This is a genomic window from Acinetobacter sp. SwsAc6, assembly GCF_013391565.1.
Taxonomy (GTDB): domain Bacteria; phylum Pseudomonadota; class Gammaproteobacteria; order Pseudomonadales; family Moraxellaceae; genus Acinetobacter; species Acinetobacter cumulans.
Genome location: NZ_JACAXE010000018.1, coordinates 53,667 through 70,880, shown reverse-complemented (window position 1 = coordinate 70,880; position 17,214 = coordinate 53,667). Strand labels below are relative to the sequence as shown.

Sequence of the window (17,214 nt, the reverse complement as noted above, 5' to 3'; positions counted from 1 at the left end):
GTAGAAATGTTCCGTAAACTTCTTGACGAAGGCCGTGCGGGCGAGAACTGTGGTGTTCTTCTACGTGGTACTAAACGTGAAGACGTTCAACGTGGTCAAGTACTTGCTAAACCAGGTGCGATCAAACCGCATACTAAATTCGACGCAGAAGTATACGTACTTTCTAAAGAAGAAGGTGGTCGTCATACTCCATTCCTTAACGGTTACCGTCCACAGTTCTACTTCCGTACTACGGACGTAACTGGTGCGATCTCGCTTAAAGAAGGCGTGGAAATGGTAATGCCTGGTGACAACGTTGAAATGTCAGTAGAGCTTATCCACCCAATCGCAATGGACCCAGGTCTACGTTTTGCGATCCGTGAAGGCGGTCGTACAGTTGGCGCTGGTGTAGTTTCTAAAGTAACTGCATAATACGCATAGATGTGATATACAAATCGAGGGTTTAGGCTCTCGATTTGTGCTAAAGGTCAGTAGTTCAATTGGTAGAGCGTCGGTCTCCAAAACCGAATGTTGGGGGTTCGAGTCCCTCCTGGCCTGCCAAATTTTTAAAAAAGAAGCTTGATGCTGGTGAAACTGGTCATATAATAAGTCGCGAATCCTACGACGAGTACAAAAATGTCGAATGATAAATCACGTGACGCGATAAGCGAAGCGGCAATTCCTCAAAGAAATAATCCTGTTGAAGTTGTGAAGTCTGGTTCTCCGATAGATGTGATTCTATGGGTTATCGCCTTGATTTTATTGGTTGGAGCAATGATGGTAAGTCAATATTTACCAGCATATTGGGCGCCAGCGAATGATGTTTGGGTGCGTGTTGGGGTAATTTTGGCTTGTATCGTTGTGGCTTTAGGTTTATTATACGCCACCCATCAAGGCAAAGGCTTTGTTCGCTTATTAAAAGATTCGCGAATTGAGTTACGTCGTGTGACTTGGCCGACAAAGCAAGAGACTGTGACCACATCTTGGCAAGTTCTTGCAGTTGTAGTGATAGCTTCTATTTTATTATGGTGCTTTGACTACATCTTAGGCTGGTTAATGAAGTTTATTATCGGGTAAGAGAGCTATGAAACGTTGGTACATTATTCATGCCTATTCAGGTTATGAAAAACAAGTGATGCGTTCACTTAATGATCGAATCCAGCGTAGCGCTGTTGCCGATAGCTTTGGTGAAGTTCTTGTCCCTACTGAAGAAGTAGTGGAAATGAAGGACGGTAAGAAACGCAAATCTGAGCGTAAATTCTTTCCTGGCTATGTATTAGTCGAAATGGAAATGAATGATGAAACTTGGCACATTGTTAAAGAATGTCCAAAAGTATTAGGTTTCATTGGTGGTACTGCTGAAAAGCCTGCCCCAATTACGCAAAGAGAAGCTGACGCTATTCTTGCGCGCGTGCACAACAAGGGTGAAGCACCTCGTCCTAAGACGATGTTTGAACCAGGTGAAGAGTTACTCGTTATTGATGGTCCATTCACAGACTTTAAAGGTGTGGTGGAAGAAGTTCTATACGAGAAATCACGCTTAACGCTAACGATTAATGTATTTAATCGACCAACACAAGTTGAGTTGGAATTTCGACAAGTCGAAAAAACAATTTAATCGGTTTTGGTTGAAACGGCTCGGTCTATTTAATATGGATCGGGCATTGTTGTTGTAACGGTATCGTTACTTGTAAATGATGGGGAGCCTTAATCGGCGCTAGTACCCAGAGGTAATTGAAATGGCTAAGAAGATTGACGGCTATATCAAGCTGCAAGTTCCAGCTGGTAAAGCAAATCCATCTCCACCGATTGGTCCTGCACTAGGTCAACGTGGTGTTAACATCATGGCATTCTGTAAAGAATTCAATGCTGCGACACAAAAAGTTGAAGCTGGTCTTCCAATTCCAGTAGTGATCACTGTGTACAACGACAAGTCGTTCACATTCATCATGAAAACTCCACCTGCTGCGATTCTTCTTAAGAAAGCTGCTGGTATCCAAAAGGGTTCAGGTGTACCTAACAAAACTAAAGTAGGTAAACTAACTCGCGCTCAACTAGAAGAAATTGCGACTACTAAAGAACCAGATCTTACTGGTGCTGATTTAGACGCTCGTGTACGTACCATTGCTGGTTCTGCGCGTTCTATGGGCTTGGAAGTGGAGCTATAAGACATGGCAAAGTTAACTAAACGTCAAAAAGCCATTGCTGCTGCTGTTGAAGCGCATAAAGTTTACACGCTAGAAGAAGCTGTTGCTGTATTGGCAGGTCTTCCTGCAGCTAAATTCAAAGAATCTTTGGATGTTGCTGTAAACCTAGGTGTTGATCCTCGTAAATCTGACCAAGTTGTTCGTGGCGCGACTACACTTCCTGCAGGTACTGGTAAAACTGTACGTGTAGCTGTGTTTGCTCAAGGCGCTGCTGCTGAAGCTGCTAAAGCTGAAGGCGCGGACGTAGTTGGTTTTGATGACCTTGCTGAAAGCATCCAAGCGGGTAACCTTGACTTCGACGTAGTAATTGCTGCTCCAGATGCAATGCGCGTTGTTGGTAAATTGGGTACAATCCTTGGTCCACGTGGCTTAATGCCAAACCCTAAAGTGGGTACTGTAACTCCTGACGTAGCGACTGCAGTTAAAAATGCAAAAGCTGGTCAAGCACGTTACCGCGTAGACAAAGCTGGTATTATCCACGCTGCGATCGGTCAAGTAGGTTTCACTGCTGAAGCTGTTCGTTCAAACGTTGAAGCGCTTATCGCTGACCTTAAGAAAGCAAAACCTGCTACTTCTAAAGGTGTTTACATCCAAAAGATCACTTTGAGCTCAACTATGGGTCCTGGTTTGATCGTTGATGTAGCAAACGTTTCTAAATAAGTTTCGACTTATTACAGAATTTTAAAGCCCTGAGTAAGTTTTAAAGCATTGCTTTAAAACTTACGCAAGAAACGCACTGTCGTATTTTGCAAACTTAGGCGAACTTTGAATTGATAAATGTAAATTTGTCAGCGTCAAAGACCTCGGGCGAGAGAAGTTTTATGCTTCTTTCTTAATCCTCCAGCCTGAGTAGACGCGGTGGTGTGATTTGTTCCTCCTCCGCGTGTAAATCCAAATTGGATTTACGAATTGGGAGTGCATCTGTATAGATGCATAAATCACCGTTAGGAGGTTTTACAATGGCTCTTCTTATCGAAGGCAAAAAACAGATCGTAGCTGAAGTAACTGAAGTTGCTTCTACTGCATTTGCTGCTGTTGTTGCTGACTACCAAGGTTTAACTGTTGAGCAATTAACTGCTCTACGTGTTGAAGCTCGTAAACTAGGTGTTGCTACTCGCGTAGTTCGTAACACTTTGGCTAAACGCGCTCTTCAAGATACTCAATTCAATATCTTGAACGACAACCTTGTTGGCCCAACAATCTTAGCTTTCTCAACTTCTGAAGACGACATGGGTGCTGCTGCTCGTTTGTTCGAAGAATTTGCTAAAACTAACAAAGCATTTGAACTTAAAGCTGCTGCATTTGATGGCAAAGTTTACGTTGGTGCTGAAGTTAGCGTTATCGCGAATCTTCCGAACCAAGAAAAAGCGCTTACTATGCTTGCAAACGTTCTTCAAGCTCCTATTTCGAAATTGGGTCGCCTTATTACTGCGCTCAAAGAGAAAAACGAGTCAGAAGCTGCATAAGCTTAAATCAATTTACACACCATTCAATACCCATTTGGAGTTACTCTCATGGCTTTAACAAACGAAGAAATCCTAAACGCAGTTGCTGAAAAAACTGTTCTTGAACTTGTTGAACTTATCTCTGCTTTCGAAGAGAAATTCAACGTTTCTGCTGCTGCTGTAGCTGTAGCTGCTGCTGGTCCTGCTGCTGCTGCTGCTGAAGAACAATCAGAATTCAACGTTGAGTTGACTTCTTTCGGTGCGAACAAAGTTGCTGTAATTAAAGCAGTTCGTGAAGCTACTGGCCTTGGCTTGAAAGAAGCTAAAGACATGGTTGAAGGCGCACCTGCAGTTCTTAAAGAAGGCGTTTCTAAAGAAGAAGGCGAAGAACTTAAGAAGAAACTTGAAGAAGCTGGTGCTACAGTTACACTTAAGTAATCTTAAGAGGAGTCGGTTTTTTTATAACCGGCTCCAGAAAATGGCTGGTGCCCCTTGGGTCATCAGCCTTTTTGCGTTACAATAATCGGCTCGATTTTTGTTTGCATGATATAAAATTCATACAAATTGAAAATAAACATAATGATCAAACGCTTACCAATATTTTTCAGTTCTAAAAAATATTGTTAAGCGTTTTAATACCACTATAAATTGCAGCATTTGTAAAAGTGGTGGCCATATCGGCCTGCGTAATTCTTTCTGAACCCGTTCTGCAGGCGGGTTCAGTTTACTTTCCGAGGACTCCAGATGGCATACTCATATACCGAAAAGAAACGGATCCGTAAGAATTTTGGTAAATTGCCCAAAGTGATGGATGTTCCGTACTTGCTCGCGATCCAAGTCGACTCGTACCGAACTTTCTTGCAAGACGGTAAAACTCCAAAAAACCGCGAAGATATCGGTCTCCAAGCCGCATTTCGTTCAGTTTTTCCTATTGAAAGTTATTCTGGCAATGCTGCTTTAGAATTCGTTGAGTATAGTCTTGGTAAACCAGAATTTGATGTGCGCGAATGTATTCTTCGTGGCTCAACTTTTGCGGCACCAATGCGTGTAAAAATTCGTTTGATCATCAAAGATCGTGAAACGAAATCAATCAAAGACGTACGTGAACAAGAAGTGTACATGGGTGAAATGCCACTCATGACCGACAACGGTACTTTTGTCATCAATGGTACTGAGCGTGTAATCGTATCTCAATTGCACCGTTCGCCAGGCGTGTTCTTTGACCACGATAAAGGCAAGACACACTCAAGCGGTAAAGTACTTTACTCAGCACGTATCATTCCTTACCGTGGGTCATGGTTGGATTTCGAATTTGATGCGAAAGACCTTGTTTATGTACGTATCGACCGTCGTCGTAAATTACTTGCGACTGTGGTTTTACGTGCGCTTGGTTATGGCAACGAACAAATTCTCGATATGTTCTACGAGAAAGTGCCTGTATACCTAGATATGGGTAGCTACCAAATCGATCTAGTGCCTGAACGCCTACGTGGTGAAATGGCGCAGTTTGATATTGCTGGTGCTGATGGCAAAGTAATTGTAGAACAAGGTAAACGTATTAACGCGCGCCACGTTCGTCAAATGGAAGCATCTGGCTTAGAAAAATTATCAGTGCCTGATGAATACCTATACGAGCGTATTATTGCTGAAGACGTTGTTTTACGTGACGGCGAAGTAATTGCTGCCAATACTGTATTGAGCCATGAAATCATGGTGAAATTGGCTGAAGGCGGTGTTAAACAGTTTAACGTATTGTTTACCAATGACATCGACCGCGGTTCATTCATTGCAGACACATTACGTGCAGATACAACAACTGGCCGTGAAGAAGCACTTGTAGAAATCTATAAAGTGATGCGTCCAGGCGAGCCACCAACAAAAGAAGCTGCAGAAAACTTGTTTAATAACTTGTTCTTCTCTTCTGAACGTTATGACTTGTCTCCTGTTGGTCGTATGAAGTTCAACCGTCGTTTAGGTCGTCCTTACGAAGTAGGTACAGACCAAAAATCACGTGCAGTTGAAGGTATTCTTTCGAATAGCGACATCACTGATGTATTAAAAACATTAGTTGAAATCCGTAACGGTAAAGGCGAAGTCGACGACATCGATCACTTGGGTAACCGTCGTGTTCGTTCTGTTGGTGAAATGACTGAAAACCAATTCCGTGTTGGTCTAGTTCGTGTTGAACGTGCTGTTAAAGAGCGTTTAAGCCAAGCTGAAACTGATAACTTGTCTCCGCAAGATTTAATCAATGCGAAGCCAGTGGCAGCTGCAATCAAAGAATTCTTTGGTTCAAGCCAATTGTCTCAATTCATGGATCAAAACAACCCGTTGTCTGAAATTACACACAAACGTCGTGTATCAGCATTGGGCCCAGGTGGTTTGACTCGTGAACGCGCAGGCTTCGAAGTGCGTGACGTACATCAAACTCACTACGGTCGTGTATGTCCAATTGAAACGCCTGAAGGTCCAAACATTGGTTTGATCAACTCGCTTTCTGTATATGCAAAATGTAACAACTTCGGTTTCTTGGAAACTCCATACCGTAAAGTTGTTGATGGTCGCGTAACAGATGACGTTGAATACTTATCTGCAATTGAAGAAGTAGGTACTGTCATTGCACAGGCCGATTCTCTAGTTGATGCAGATGGTAGCCTACTAGAAGAATTCGTATCTGTTCGTCACCAAGGTGACTTCGTACGTATGCCTCCAGAAAAAGTAACGCACATGGACGTATCTGCACAGCAGGTTGTATCTGTGGCAGCGTCACTTATTCCATTCCTTGAACACGATGACGCCAACCGTGCGTTGATGGGTTCAAACATGCAACGTCAGGCTGTTCCGACTTTGCGTGCCGATAAGCCACTTGTTGGTACCGGTATGGAAGCAAACGTAGCACATGACTCTGGTGTGTGTGTACTTGCTGGTCGTGGCGGTCGTATCGAATTTGTTGACGCATCACGTATCGTGATTCGTGTGAACGAAGAAGAGATGGTAGCGGGTGAGGCAGGTGTAGATATCTACAACTTGATCAAATACACACGTTCGAACCAAAACACATGTATTAACCAAAACGTTGTTGTACGTTTAGGTGACAAAGTTGCACGTGGCGACGTACTTGCTGATGGTCCATCTACAGATGGCGGTGAGCTTGCACTTGGTCAAAACATGCGTGTAGCGTTCATGACTTGGAACGGTTACAACTACGAAGACTCGATTCTTTTATCTGAGCGTGTACTTCAAGAAGATCGTTTAACTTCGATTCATATCCAAGAATTATCATGTGTAGCACGTGATACTAAACTTGGTGCTGAAGAAATCACTGCCGATATCCCGAACGTGGGTGAAGCTGCGCTTTCTAAACTTGATGAATCAGGTATCGTTTATATCGGTGCAGAAGTTACTGCTGGCGACATCCTTGTTGGTAAAGTAACGCCTAAAGGTGAAACGCAGTTAACACCAGAAGAAAAATTGCTTCGCGCAATCTTCGGTGAAAAAGCAGCTGACGTGAAAGATTCATCTTTACGTGTATCTTCAGGTGTTAAAGGTACAGTAATTGACGTTCAAGTGTTTACACGTGACGGTCTTGAAAAAGATGAACGTGCTCAAGCAATTGAAAAAGCACAGCTTGATGCATACCGTAAAGACTTGAAAGAAGAATTCAAAATCTTCGAAGAAGCAGCACGTGAACGTATTGTTCGCCTGTTGAAAGGTCAAGAATCTAATGGTGGCGGTACAACTAAACGTGGCGATAAATTAACAGAAGATTTATTGACTGGTTTAGAACTTCCAGACTTGTTGGAAATCCAGCCAGTTGACGAAGGTATTGCAGAACGTTTAACTCAAATTCAAGTGTTCTTAAAAGAGAAGGGCATTGAAATTGATGAGAAATTTGCTGAGAAAAAACGCAAACTTTCTACAGGTGATGAACTTACAACTGGCGTATTGAAAGTTGTTAAAGTTTACTTAGCTGTAAAACGTCGCATCCAACCGGGTGATAAAATGGCGGGTCGTCACGGTAACAAAGGTGTTGTATCTAACATCTTACCTGTAGAAGACATGCCTCACGATGCAAACGGTGTACCTGTTGATATCGTATTGAACCCGCTAGGCGTACCTTCACGTATGAACGTGGGTCAGATTCTAGAAACTCACTTGGGTATGGCTGCAAAAGGTCTTGGCGATCAAATCGACAAGATGATGCAAGAGCAACGTACTGTACTTGAGCTTCGTGCATTCTTAGACAAGATTTACAACAAAGTTGGTGGCGAACAAGAAGATCTTGATAGCTTAACTGATGAAGAAATCTTAGTACTTTCAGGTAACTTGCGTAAAGGTGTTCCTTTAGCGACTCCTGTATTTGATGGTGCTGAAGAAGGCCAAATCAAAGAATTGCTTGAACTTGCGAACATCTCACGTACTGGTCAAACAGTATTGTATGATGGCCGTACTGGTGAACGTTTCGACCGTCCTGTAACTGTAGGTTACATGTACATGCTGAAACTGAACCACTTGGTAGATGACAAGATGCATGCGCGTTCTACTGGTTCTTACTCTCTAGTAACGCAACAGCCATTGGGTGGTAAAGCTCAATTCGGTGGTCAGCGTTTCGGTGAGATGGAGGTCTGGGCACTAGAAGCTTACGGTGCAGCATACACGCTTCAAGAAATGCTAACTGTGAAGTCGGATGACGTTGAAGGTCGTACCCGTATCTACAAAAACATTGTAGATGGTAACCATTATATGGACCCAGGTATGCCTGAATCGTTCAACGTATTGACCAAAGAGATCCGTTCTTTAGGTATCAACATTGAACTGAAAAATGGTGACTAATTAGTTCCATTTAATCTCCCTTGCGAAGCAGTGCTTCTCACCTCTTTAATAAAGAGGGGCAAGGGGGATTTCTCAGTTAAAAAACAATATTTGTGACCCAGTCGTAGAGTGAAAATCTCCCCGACACACGGAGAAAAAAATTGAAAGACTTGCTCGATATCATGCGCAAAAAGACGGATTCAGACGGTCATGCTCCTGTAGAGTTTGATCGCATCCGTATTGGTCTTGCGTCACCAGAAATGATTAAGTCATGGTCTCACGGTGAAGTTAAAAAGCCAGAAACCATCAACTACCGTACGTTCAAACCAGAACGTGATGGTTTATTCTGTGCCAAAATCTTTGGTCCAGTAAAAGATTACGAATGCTTGTGTGGTAAATACAAGCGTATGAAATACAAAGGCGTCATTTGTGAAAAATGTGGCGTTGAAGTAACAACTGCGAAAGTTCGTCGTGAACGTATGGGTCACATTGAGCTTGCATCTCCAGTTGCGCATATTTGGTTCTTGAAATCACTTCCTAGCCGTATCGGTCTTCTTTTAGACATGACGCTACGTGATATCGAACGCGTATTGTATTTCGAATCTTACGTTGTAACAGATCCGGGTATGACTCCATTTGAGAAATACCAACTTCTTAACGATGAAGAATACTTCAATGCGTTAGAAGAACACGGTGACGAATTCACAGCGAAAATGGGTGCTGAAGCGGTTCAAGACTTGTTGAAAGACATCGATCTTGAAAACGAAATCTCACGCCTACGTGAAGAAATTCCAAATACAACTTCAGAAACTAAGCTTAAGAAAGCTTCTAAGCGTTTGAAGTTGATGGAAGCGTTCAAAGATTCGAACAACAAACCAGAATGGATGGTGTTGACTGTACTTCCAGTTCTTCCACCAGATCTTCGTCCGTTAGTACCACTTGAAGGTGGTCGTTTCGCGACTTCTGATTTGAACGATCTTTACCGTCGTGTGATCAACCGTAACAACCGTTTAAAACGTCTTCTTGACCTTGCAGCACCAGACATTATCGTACGTAACGAAAAACGTATGTTACAAGAGTCTGTGGATGCATTGTTAGATAACGGCCGTCGTGGTCGTGCGATTACTGGTTCGAACAAACGTCCTCTTAAATCTTTGGCAGATATGATCAAAGGTAAACAAGGTCGTTTCCGTCAAAACTTACTTGGTAAGCGTGTTGACTACTCTGGTCGTTCTGTAATTACCGTAGGTCCATCTTTACGTTTACACCAATGTGGTCTTCCGAAAAAAATGGCACTTGAATTATTCAAGCCATTCATTTTCGCTAAACTACAAGCATCTGGCCAAGCAACAACCATTAAAGCTGCGAAGAAAATGGTTGAGCGCGAAACTCCAGAAGTTTGGGACGTTCTTGCATCTGTAATTCGTCAACATCCAGTGATGTTGAACCGTGCGCCAACACTTCACCGTCTAGGTCTTCAAGCATTTGAACCTATTCTGATTGAAGGTAAAGCGATCCGTCTTCACCCGTTAGTTTGTGCGGCATTTAACGCCGACTTCGACGGTGACCAAATGGCGGTACACGTTCCATTAACACTTGAAGCTCAATTAGAAGCTCGTGCGTTAATGATGTCTACAAACAACATCTTGTCTCCAGCGAACGGTGAGCCAATCATCGTACCTTCTCAGGACGTTGTCTTGGGCTTGTATTACATCACGCGTGATGCAATCAATGCCAAAGGTGAAGGCATGGTGTTTGCGGATACTGACGAAGTAAACCGTGCACTTGCAACGGGTCAAGTTGATCTACATGCGCGTGTTAAAGCACGTGTGCATCAAACAGTAATTGATGAAAACGGTAACCGTGAGCATCAAACGATTGTTGTAGACACAACACCTGGTCGTTGTTTGCTTTGGGAAGTTGTACCTGAAGGTATGGATTTCCAACAAATCAACGTTGAGATGACGAAAAAGAACATCTCTAAGATTATTAACTCTTGCTACCGTAAATTAGGTTTGAAAGATACTGTTATCTTTGCTGACCAATTGATGTACTTGGGTTTCCGTCAAGCAACTCGTTCTGGCGTTTCGGTGGGTATGGAAGACATGCTTATTCCACCAAACAAAGAAGCGATTATTGCGAAATCAGAAGCTGAAGTTCGTGAAATCGAACAACAGTTTGAACAAGGTTTCGTAACTGCCGGCGAACGTTATAACAAAGTTGTCGATATTTGGGCGCGTACAAACGACCAAGTAGCGAAAGCGATGATGGACAACTTGTCTTACACAACTGTTAAAAACAAACAGGGTGAAGACGAGAAGCAAAAATCATTCAACTCGATCTATATGATGTCTGACTCAGGTGCCCGTGGTTCGGCAGCTCAGATTCGTCAGTTAGCGGGTATGCGTGGTTTGATGGCGAAACCAGATGGTTCGATCATTGAAACACCAATTAAAGCAAACTTCCGTGAAGGTTTGACCGTACTTCAGTACTTCATTTCAACACACGGTGCGCGTAAAGGTTTGGCCGATACAGCATTGAAGACTGCGAACTCTGGTTACTTAACTCGTCGTTTGGTAGACGTTGCACAAGACTTAGTCATTACTGAGCCTGATTGTGGTACGTTTGGCGGTCTAGTAATGACTCCATTCATTCAAGGTGGCGACGTTATCGAGAACTTAGGTACTCGAGTATTGGGTCGTGTACTTGCTGAAGATGCGAAGAAACCAGGTTCTGATGACGTGATTCTTCCACGTAATACGCTCATTGATGAAAAACTTGCAAACTACTTAGAAGAGCAAGGTGTCGATGAAGTTAAAGTACGTTCAGTTGTAAACTGTGAATCGACTTTCGGTGTGTGTGCGAAATGTTACGGTCGTGACTTGGCACGCGGTCACTTGGTAAACCCAGGTGAATCTGTGGGTGTAATGGCTGCTCAATCAATTGGTGAGCCAGGTACACAGTTAACAATGCGTACATTCCACGTGGGTGGTGCTGCAAGCCGAACTTCTGCTGCCAACAGCATCCAAGTACGTAACAAAGGTACAGTACGTTTCCACAATGTGAAAACAGTACAACACGCAAAAGGCCACTTGGTATCGACATCTCGTTCAGGTGAGATCGGTATTGCGGATGACATCGGTCGTGAACGCGAACGTTATAAAATCCCTTACGGTGCATCAATCATCATTAAAGATGGTGAGTCAGTTGAAGCAGGCGGTATCGTTGCAACTTGGGATCCGCATACACATCCACTTGTTACAGAATTCGCGGGTAAAGTACGTTTCAGCCAAATCGCTGATGGCGTAACTGTTACTTCGAAAACTGATGATGCAACAGGTATGACCACTATCGAAATCTTGCCAGTGACTTCACGTCCTGCGTCAGGTAAAGATATGCGTCCGGCAGTTGTATTGGATCAGGCAGATGGTTCTGAACAGTTCTACTTCTTGCCACAAAACACCATCCTAACTGTTCGCGATGGCGAAACAATTGGTGTGGGTGACGTTATTGGTCGTGTACCGCAAGAATCTTCACGTACTCGTGATATTACCGGTGGTTTGCCACGTGTAGCTGACTTGTTCGAAGCGCGTAAACCAAAAGAGCATGCAATTCTTGCTGAGATTTCAGGTGTTGTAAGCTTTGGTAAAGAAACTAAAGGTAAAAACCGTTTAGTAATTACTCCGGATGATGGTTCTGAGATCTACGAAGAGCTTATTCCGAAATGGCGTACCATTAACGTGTTCGAAGGCGAACATGTGAACCGTGGTGAAACGATTTCTGATGGTCCACAAAACCCGCATGACATTTTACGTCTGAAAGGCGAAGTGGCATTGACCAACTACATCGTGAACGAAGTTCAAGACGTATATCGTCTCCAAGGTGTAAAAATCAACGACAAGCATATTGAAGTTATCGTACGTCAAATGCTTCGTAAAGTTGATATCACTGACGGCGGTGATACAAGCTTCATTAAAGGCGAACAAGTGGATTACATCCGCGTGATGGGCGAGAACCAAGCTGTTCTTGCACAAAACAAATTCCCTGCGAAGTTTGAACGTCAATTAATGGGTATCACGAAAGCATCGCTTTCTACTGACTCGTTCATCTCTGCTGCATCGTTCCAGGAAACAACTCGTGTGTTAACTGAAGCTGCTGTAACAGGTAAAGAAGATGATTTACGTGGTCTGAAAGAAAACGTTGTTGTGGGTCGTCTGATCCCAGCGGGTACTGGTCTTGCTTACCATTTAGAACGTCGTCGTCAAGAAGCAGAAGCTGCAGAGCTTGAGCTTCACAATGACTTCTCTGATGTAGATCAAGCGTTAAGCCAAGCATTTAGTGATGAATTTAACGGTCTTTAATTAGTCCTTTAAATGAATAAAAAGCCACCTTCGGGTGGCTTTTTTATTGTGAAAAATAAAGCTTTATTCTGTCTATTAAATTACCTATATTAAAAATATAACGACGTAATTTATATCTTATTCATAACTTTAAAAGACTAGGGGGATACATATGAAAATTAGTAATTCATTGTTTTCTTTTGCATTGTTATCTATGTCAGCATCTGTAATGGCTGCACCCATGCCACATAGTATTCAAATCCAAGATAAAGCGATTGTGCCTGTATTAAAGACCGAAGTGATTCGCCGTGTGGCAGGTGAAGCACCTGTTCGTCAAGTGAGTGCGACGGTGTTAGAGATGACCAATCATGGTAAAGACATCGTTGCACGTGAAATTGAGTTGCAAGATGGTCAAGAGACCTTTTCAGAGCAACAATTATCAGTACCTGTTGTACAAAAAGGCAGTGTGATTATTCCAACTTCGAAAATCGAATTGAGCACTACGGTTAAGCAAGATGGTGAAATCATTTCTAAGAGTAAAAAAATTGACGCAGAAGGTATGGAGTTTAAAAAAGATGCTGCACCCGTGAAGCGCACTTTACAGCTCGATCAGCGTCAGGATCCTAAGAGTAGTGCCAAAATTTCACATGCAGTCCAAACCACAAATGGAACAGTCACGCGAGATATTACAGTACTAAGTGAAGGGGATGATGCTTTACCTTTGGAATGAACGGCTTATAGCATAGCTAACCCCAAAATGCTTTTGAGATATGGGCTTTTTTACAAATGACAGCAAATTCATGCTGAGACGTAACAATATAAATCGTATCTATCCATACAATAAACGTATCCTATCATTGAAATAAGTAGCGGGGACTTCAACATGAATATGAAAAAAACAGTAGCAGTACTTTCAATTGCAATCTTCTCAACTGCAATGTTAGCAGGTTGCGAAAGCATGAGTGCAAATGAACAGCGTATTGGTGCAGCTGCCTTAGGTGGTGCAATTGGTGGCGGTGTGGGTAACAACATCGGTGGTGGTACTGGCTCAGCAATTGGCGGTGGTGCAGGTGCAGCAGTTGGTAGTAAAGCACAAGGTGGCTCAAATCGTAATGCAACTTACAGTGGTGTAGGTGGTGCGATTGGCTCAGCTGTTGGTAAGAGCGTATTTGGTGGCAATGCTGGTGCGGCCATTGGTGGTGCGATTGGTGGCGGTGCAGGTGCTGCAATTGAACAAAATCGCTAATCGCGATTGCAAAAGCGCTTGAAGGTTCAAGCGCTTTTTTTTTTATTTTCGTGCGTGAGGTTGTTTGCGACGGATATAAAGCGTCTTCTGAACTTCAGCAATACGTAGCCCAGCTTCATCAAAAATATTGAGACTATAGTTACGTAGCACAGGTGCGTAGTTTTCAGCCAATGATTTAATATGCTCAATTTCTTGAAAGTCTAAACGAATATCGGCATACACCGTACCGCGTCCAGGAGAAAGAAACTGAATGGTGGCGGCTTTGTCCCACACAATGTATTTAGAACCCAGATGATGCATTAAAATCAGCATGTAAAAGGGGTCAACCATCGAATATAAGCTACCGCCAAAGTGTACACCGACAACATTTTGATTTTTACGGGTGAGTGGCATTTTGACCCGAATGTGATAATTGGGCAGATCAATTTTATCAATTTCAATTCCAGCGCCTTTATAGGGTGCATAGTGATTGAGTAAGAATTTCGAGACAATGGGTATTGTCATAATTTTTTTGAATAGGCTCATAACGGTCAATTTCTTTTTATACTGTTGTCATCATACTAAAACAGATTATAAAAACAGGCATTGATTACATTGCCAGAACATCAAGATAAAACGCCAGTAACAGGATAAGTATCATGGAAGCACGTACACAGTGGGTAAACACCTCAGATCAGCAACGTCTTTATGTAAAAACATGGGGCAATCCAGAAAAACCTGCTTTGGTTCTGGTACATGGCTACCCAGATAATCAAGAAGTGTGGGAGCTGGTGATTCAGCAATTGCAACAAGATTTTTATATTGTAACCTATGATGTCCGAGGTGCTGGTCAATCCAGTATTCCAAAACGCATTCGAGATTACCGCCTAGAACAGCTGTCACGAGATTTAGAGAGTGTTGTTAATGCGATACTTCCAGACCGTGCGTTCCATCTAGCTGCTCATGATTGGGGATCGATTCAGTCTTGGGAATCTGCAACTGAAGCGAAATTCCGTGGCCGTTTGCTGTCGTATAGCACGATTTCAGGCCCATGCTTAGATCATGCTGCACTGTTGCTACGAGAGCAGTTTAAAGAGAATAAAGTTAATTTACTTAAATTGCTGAGCAAGTCTTGGTATATCGGAGTGTTTCAATTGCCATTTGTAGCGCCGAGCGCTTGGCATTTTTTCAATCCTGAGCGTTGGGGCAAAATCGTCGACGAGTTGGAACGGAAAAAGCAACTTCCGTTGAATCATAATATTCAGCAAGATGGTAAATACGGCATCAGTTTGTACCGTGCCAATTTTATTCCACGTTTAAGCCAACCTAGACAGCGCTATGCAGTTTGCCCAGTACAAGCAATTGTTTTAAAGCATGATAATTTTGTTAGTCCAGACTATATAGATGCATTACCCCAATGGGTGGAGGATTTATCGGTTATTGAAGTTGAAGCGAACCATTGGGCAATACTCAGTCAGCCAGAAAAAATCGCGAGCTATATCAAAGCGTTTGTGAATAAGCATCATACAGCTTAGTCAACCTATGCAATAGCATTCTAAAGAATGACCGACTGAAATAGATAAGAGGGTACAGAATAGCAAACAAACTCTGATAAAATATGTTCTTTTTTCAGACTCCCTTTTACTTATGTTGGCTATTCTTACCGCAATTGCAGTCATGTTTGGACTGTCATTGGCTCGTGTGCCTGTGGTTTTTGCACTGATTATCGGTGCTGTCACAGGTGGCTTGATGGCTGGATTGGGCATCCATGGCACGATTGAAGCATTTAACAATGGCTTGGGTAATGGTGCGCAAATTGCATTGGCTTACGGTGTTTTGGGTGCTTTTGCCTTAGCATTGGCGCGTTCAGGCTTACCAGATCTTTTGGCTTATAATTTAATTACTAAGCTCAAGGGCAGTAGCAATGCCAAAGCACAAAACCGAGTTAAATATACGATTTTTGCAACAGTTGCGATTGCTGCTGTGTGCTCGCAAAACGTGATTCCAGTACATATCGCGTTTATTCCAGTTTTGATTCCACCACTACTTAGCGTATTTAACCATTTAAAATTAGATCGCCGTCTTATCGCCTGCGTGCTGACTTTTGGTTTGGTTGGTACCTATATGTTGGTACCTTTTGGCTTTGGTGCGATCTTCCTGAATGATATTTTAGGTCAAAACATCAATACCTTCGGTAAGCCATACGGTTTTCAAATCAACTTTGCAGATATTCCTTCTGCAATGGCTATTCCCGTTTTTGGTATGTTTGTAGGCTTATTGATTGCGATTTTCTTCAGTTACCGCAAACCGCGTGAATATGCAGATGTCAGTGTTAATCAAACCCATCATACGATTGCTGGCACTGTAGATAGCGATGATGATGGCAAACCACAAGTTGCGAAATTCACCATTTATATGGCAGGTGTAGCTGTCGTTGCGACCCTAGCAGCACAGTTGTATTCAGACTCAATGATTCTTGCAGGTTTGGTTGGTGTCGGTATTTTGAGTTTTGCTGGCATTTTCAAATGGAAAGAAGCGGACGATGTGATTATTACGGGCATGCGTATGATGGCATTGGTTGGCTTTATTATGATTTCTGCGCAAGGTTTTGCATCGGTTATTGAAGCGACGAATCAGGTACCCGCTTTGGTCGAAGCATCAGTACAGTGGATTGGTAATAGCCAAGGTTTGGCTGCGTTTTGGATGCTTCTGATAGGCTTGCTCATTACACTGGGCATTGGTTCATCGTTTTCGACAGTGCCAATTTTAGCCATTATTTATGTGCCACTATGCTTACAGTTTGGTTTTAGTCCAGCTGCAACAATTGCACTGATTGGTACTGCAGCAGCGTTAGGTGATGCAGGTTCTCCAGCATCAGATTCTACTCTAGGTCCTACTTCTGGTTTAAACATGGATGGTCAACATGATCACATGAGAGACAGTGTAGTTCCGACATTTATTCATTACAACATTCCATTAATGATCTTTGGTTGGATCGCGGCAATGGTACTTTAATTGCAAACCAAGTCACATAATTAATCAATATTGGAATATTAATCTTGATTAAAAGAGTTGGAAATATAATGTAAAAAGTTAATCAGTTTGGTTGGATTTTTAAAACCAACCAAGCTGATTGGTTTAAAATAAATATACATAATAAACAATATATTAGATAATAACTTTTCAAAATATTAAATAATGTGGTT

14 protein-coding genes and 1 tRNA gene are annotated in these 17,214 nt (G+C 42.6%); 14 read left to right on the top strand and 1 reads right to left on the bottom strand.

Annotated features, from left to right (window positions below):
* From HYG93_RS12570 to HYG93_RS12515, 12 genes are all read left to right on the top strand, one after another.
* Positions 1-411 (top strand): EF-Tu/IF-2/RF-3 family GTPase (locus tag HYG93_RS12570; protein ID WP_256733474.1); only part of this gene is annotated, 411 nt, incomplete at its 5' end.
* Between the two features lie 53 nt (positions 412-464).
* Positions 465-540: transfer RNA gene (locus HYG93_RS12565), tRNA-Trp, on the top strand.
* Positions 541-615: 75 nt separating this feature from the next.
* On the top strand, positions 616-1,056 hold the full coding sequence (gene secE / locus HYG93_RS12560) for a preprotein translocase subunit SecE (protein WP_106985573.1): 441 nt from the start codon (positions 616-618) through the stop codon (positions 1,054-1,056).
* Between the two features lie 7 nt (positions 1,057-1,063).
* Complete coding sequence (gene nusG / locus HYG93_RS12555) at positions 1,064-1,597, top strand: transcription termination/antitermination protein NusG (RefSeq protein ID WP_106985572.1); 534 nt, start codon at positions 1,064-1,066, stop codon at positions 1,595-1,597.
* Between the two features lie 121 nt (positions 1,598-1,718).
* The gene (rplK, locus tag HYG93_RS12550) at positions 1,719-2,147 is read left to right on the top strand and encodes a 50S ribosomal protein L11 (RefSeq protein ID WP_106985571.1); all 429 of its coding nucleotides are present in this window, start codon (positions 1,719-1,721) and stop codon (positions 2,145-2,147) included.
* Between the two features lie 3 nt (positions 2,148-2,150).
* The gene (gene rplA, locus HYG93_RS12545) at positions 2,151-2,846 is read left to right on the top strand and encodes a 50S ribosomal protein L1 (RefSeq protein ID WP_106985570.1); all 696 of its coding nucleotides are present in this window, start codon (positions 2,151-2,153) and stop codon (positions 2,844-2,846) included.
* Positions 2,847-3,145: 299 nt separating this feature from the next.
* Positions 3,146-3,652 (top strand): 50S ribosomal protein L10, encoded by a 507-nt coding sequence (rplJ, locus tag HYG93_RS12540; protein WP_106985569.1) that lies wholly within the window; start codon positions 3,146-3,148, stop codon positions 3,650-3,652.
* A gap of 48 nt (positions 3,653-3,700) precedes the next feature.
* Entirely contained in the window at positions 3,701-4,069 is a 369-nt protein-coding gene (gene rplL / locus HYG93_RS12535) for a 50S ribosomal protein L7/L12 (RefSeq protein WP_106985568.1), read from the top strand.
* Positions 4,070-4,375: 306 nt separating this feature from the next.
* Positions 4,376-8,464 (top strand): DNA-directed RNA polymerase subunit beta, encoded by a 4,089-nt coding sequence (gene rpoB / locus HYG93_RS12530; protein ID WP_178962523.1) that lies wholly within the window; start codon positions 4,376-4,378, stop codon positions 8,462-8,464.
* Between the two features lie 140 nt (positions 8,465-8,604).
* Entirely contained in the window at positions 8,605-12,804 is a 4,200-nt protein-coding gene (gene rpoC / locus HYG93_RS12525; RefSeq protein ID WP_106985566.1) for a DNA-directed RNA polymerase subunit beta', read from the top strand.
* A 151-nt stretch (positions 12,805-12,955) separates the two neighbouring features.
* Complete coding sequence (locus HYG93_RS12520) at positions 12,956-13,513, top strand: hypothetical protein (RefSeq protein ID WP_117007829.1); 558 nt, start codon at positions 12,956-12,958, stop codon at positions 13,511-13,513.
* Positions 13,514-13,672: 159 nt separating this feature from the next.
* Positions 13,673-14,029, top strand: a complete 357-nt coding sequence (locus HYG93_RS12515) for a DNA transfer protein p32 (protein WP_106985577.1) — start codon at positions 13,673-13,675, stop codon at positions 14,027-14,029.
* 42 nt (positions 14,030-14,071) lie between these two features.
* Here HYG93_RS12515 and HYG93_RS12510 read toward each other — a convergent pair whose 3' ends face one another.
* On the bottom strand, positions 14,072-14,554 hold the full coding sequence (locus HYG93_RS12510; protein WP_106985564.1) for a DUF4442 domain-containing protein: 483 nt from the start codon (positions 14,552-14,554) through the stop codon (positions 14,072-14,074).
* A gap of 113 nt (positions 14,555-14,667) precedes the next feature.
* Here HYG93_RS12510 and HYG93_RS12505 point away from each other — a divergent pair, with 113 nt between their 5' ends.
* Positions 14,668-15,543 (top strand): alpha/beta fold hydrolase, encoded by an 876-nt coding sequence (locus HYG93_RS12505; RefSeq protein WP_106985563.1) that lies wholly within the window; start codon positions 14,668-14,670, stop codon positions 15,541-15,543.
* Positions 15,544-15,655: 112 nt separating this feature from the next.
* The gene (locus HYG93_RS12500; RefSeq protein WP_106985562.1) at positions 15,656-17,023 is read left to right on the top strand and encodes a Na+/H+ antiporter family protein; all 1,368 of its coding nucleotides are present in this window, start codon (positions 15,656-15,658) and stop codon (positions 17,021-17,023) included.
* Positions 17,024-17,214 lie beyond the last annotated feature (191 nt).

Excerpts from the sequence above, each read along its gene's own strand:
- secE (WP_106985573.1), top strand. The coding sequence starts at position 616 with ATGTCGAATGATAAATCACGTGACGCGATAAGCGAAGCGGCAATTCCT.
- nusG (WP_106985572.1), top strand. The coding sequence starts at position 1,064 with ATGAAACGTTGGTACATTATTCATGCCTATTCAGGTTATGAAAAACAA.
- rplJ (WP_106985569.1), top strand. The coding sequence starts at position 3,146 with ATGGCTCTTCTTATCGAAGGCAAAAAACAGATCGTAGCTGAAGTAACT.
- HYG93_RS12520 (WP_117007829.1), top strand. The coding sequence starts at position 12,956 with ATGAAAATTAGTAATTCATTGTTTTCTTTTGCATTGTTATCTATGTCA.
- HYG93_RS12510 (WP_106985564.1), bottom strand. The coding sequence starts at position 14,554 with ATGAGCCTATTCAAAAAAATTATGACAATACCCATTGTCTCGAAATTC.
- HYG93_RS12515 (WP_106985577.1), top strand. The coding sequence starts at position 13,673 with ATGAAAAAAACAGTAGCAGTACTTTCAATTGCAATCTTCTCAACTGCA.
- HYG93_RS12505 (WP_106985563.1), top strand. The coding sequence starts at position 14,668 with ATGGAAGCACGTACACAGTGGGTAAACACCTCAGATCAGCAACGTCTT.
- rplK (WP_106985571.1), top strand. The coding sequence starts at position 1,719 with ATGGCTAAGAAGATTGACGGCTATATCAAGCTGCAAGTTCCAGCTGGT.
- rpoB (WP_178962523.1), top strand. The coding sequence starts at position 4,376 with ATGGCATACTCATATACCGAAAAGAAACGGATCCGTAAGAATTTTGGT.
- HYG93_RS12500 (WP_106985562.1), top strand. The coding sequence starts at position 15,656 with ATGTTGGCTATTCTTACCGCAATTGCAGTCATGTTTGGACTGTCATTG.
- rplL (WP_106985568.1), top strand. The coding sequence starts at position 3,701 with ATGGCTTTAACAAACGAAGAAATCCTAAACGCAGTTGCTGAAAAAACT.
- rplA (WP_106985570.1), top strand. The coding sequence starts at position 2,151 with ATGGCAAAGTTAACTAAACGTCAAAAAGCCATTGCTGCTGCTGTTGAA.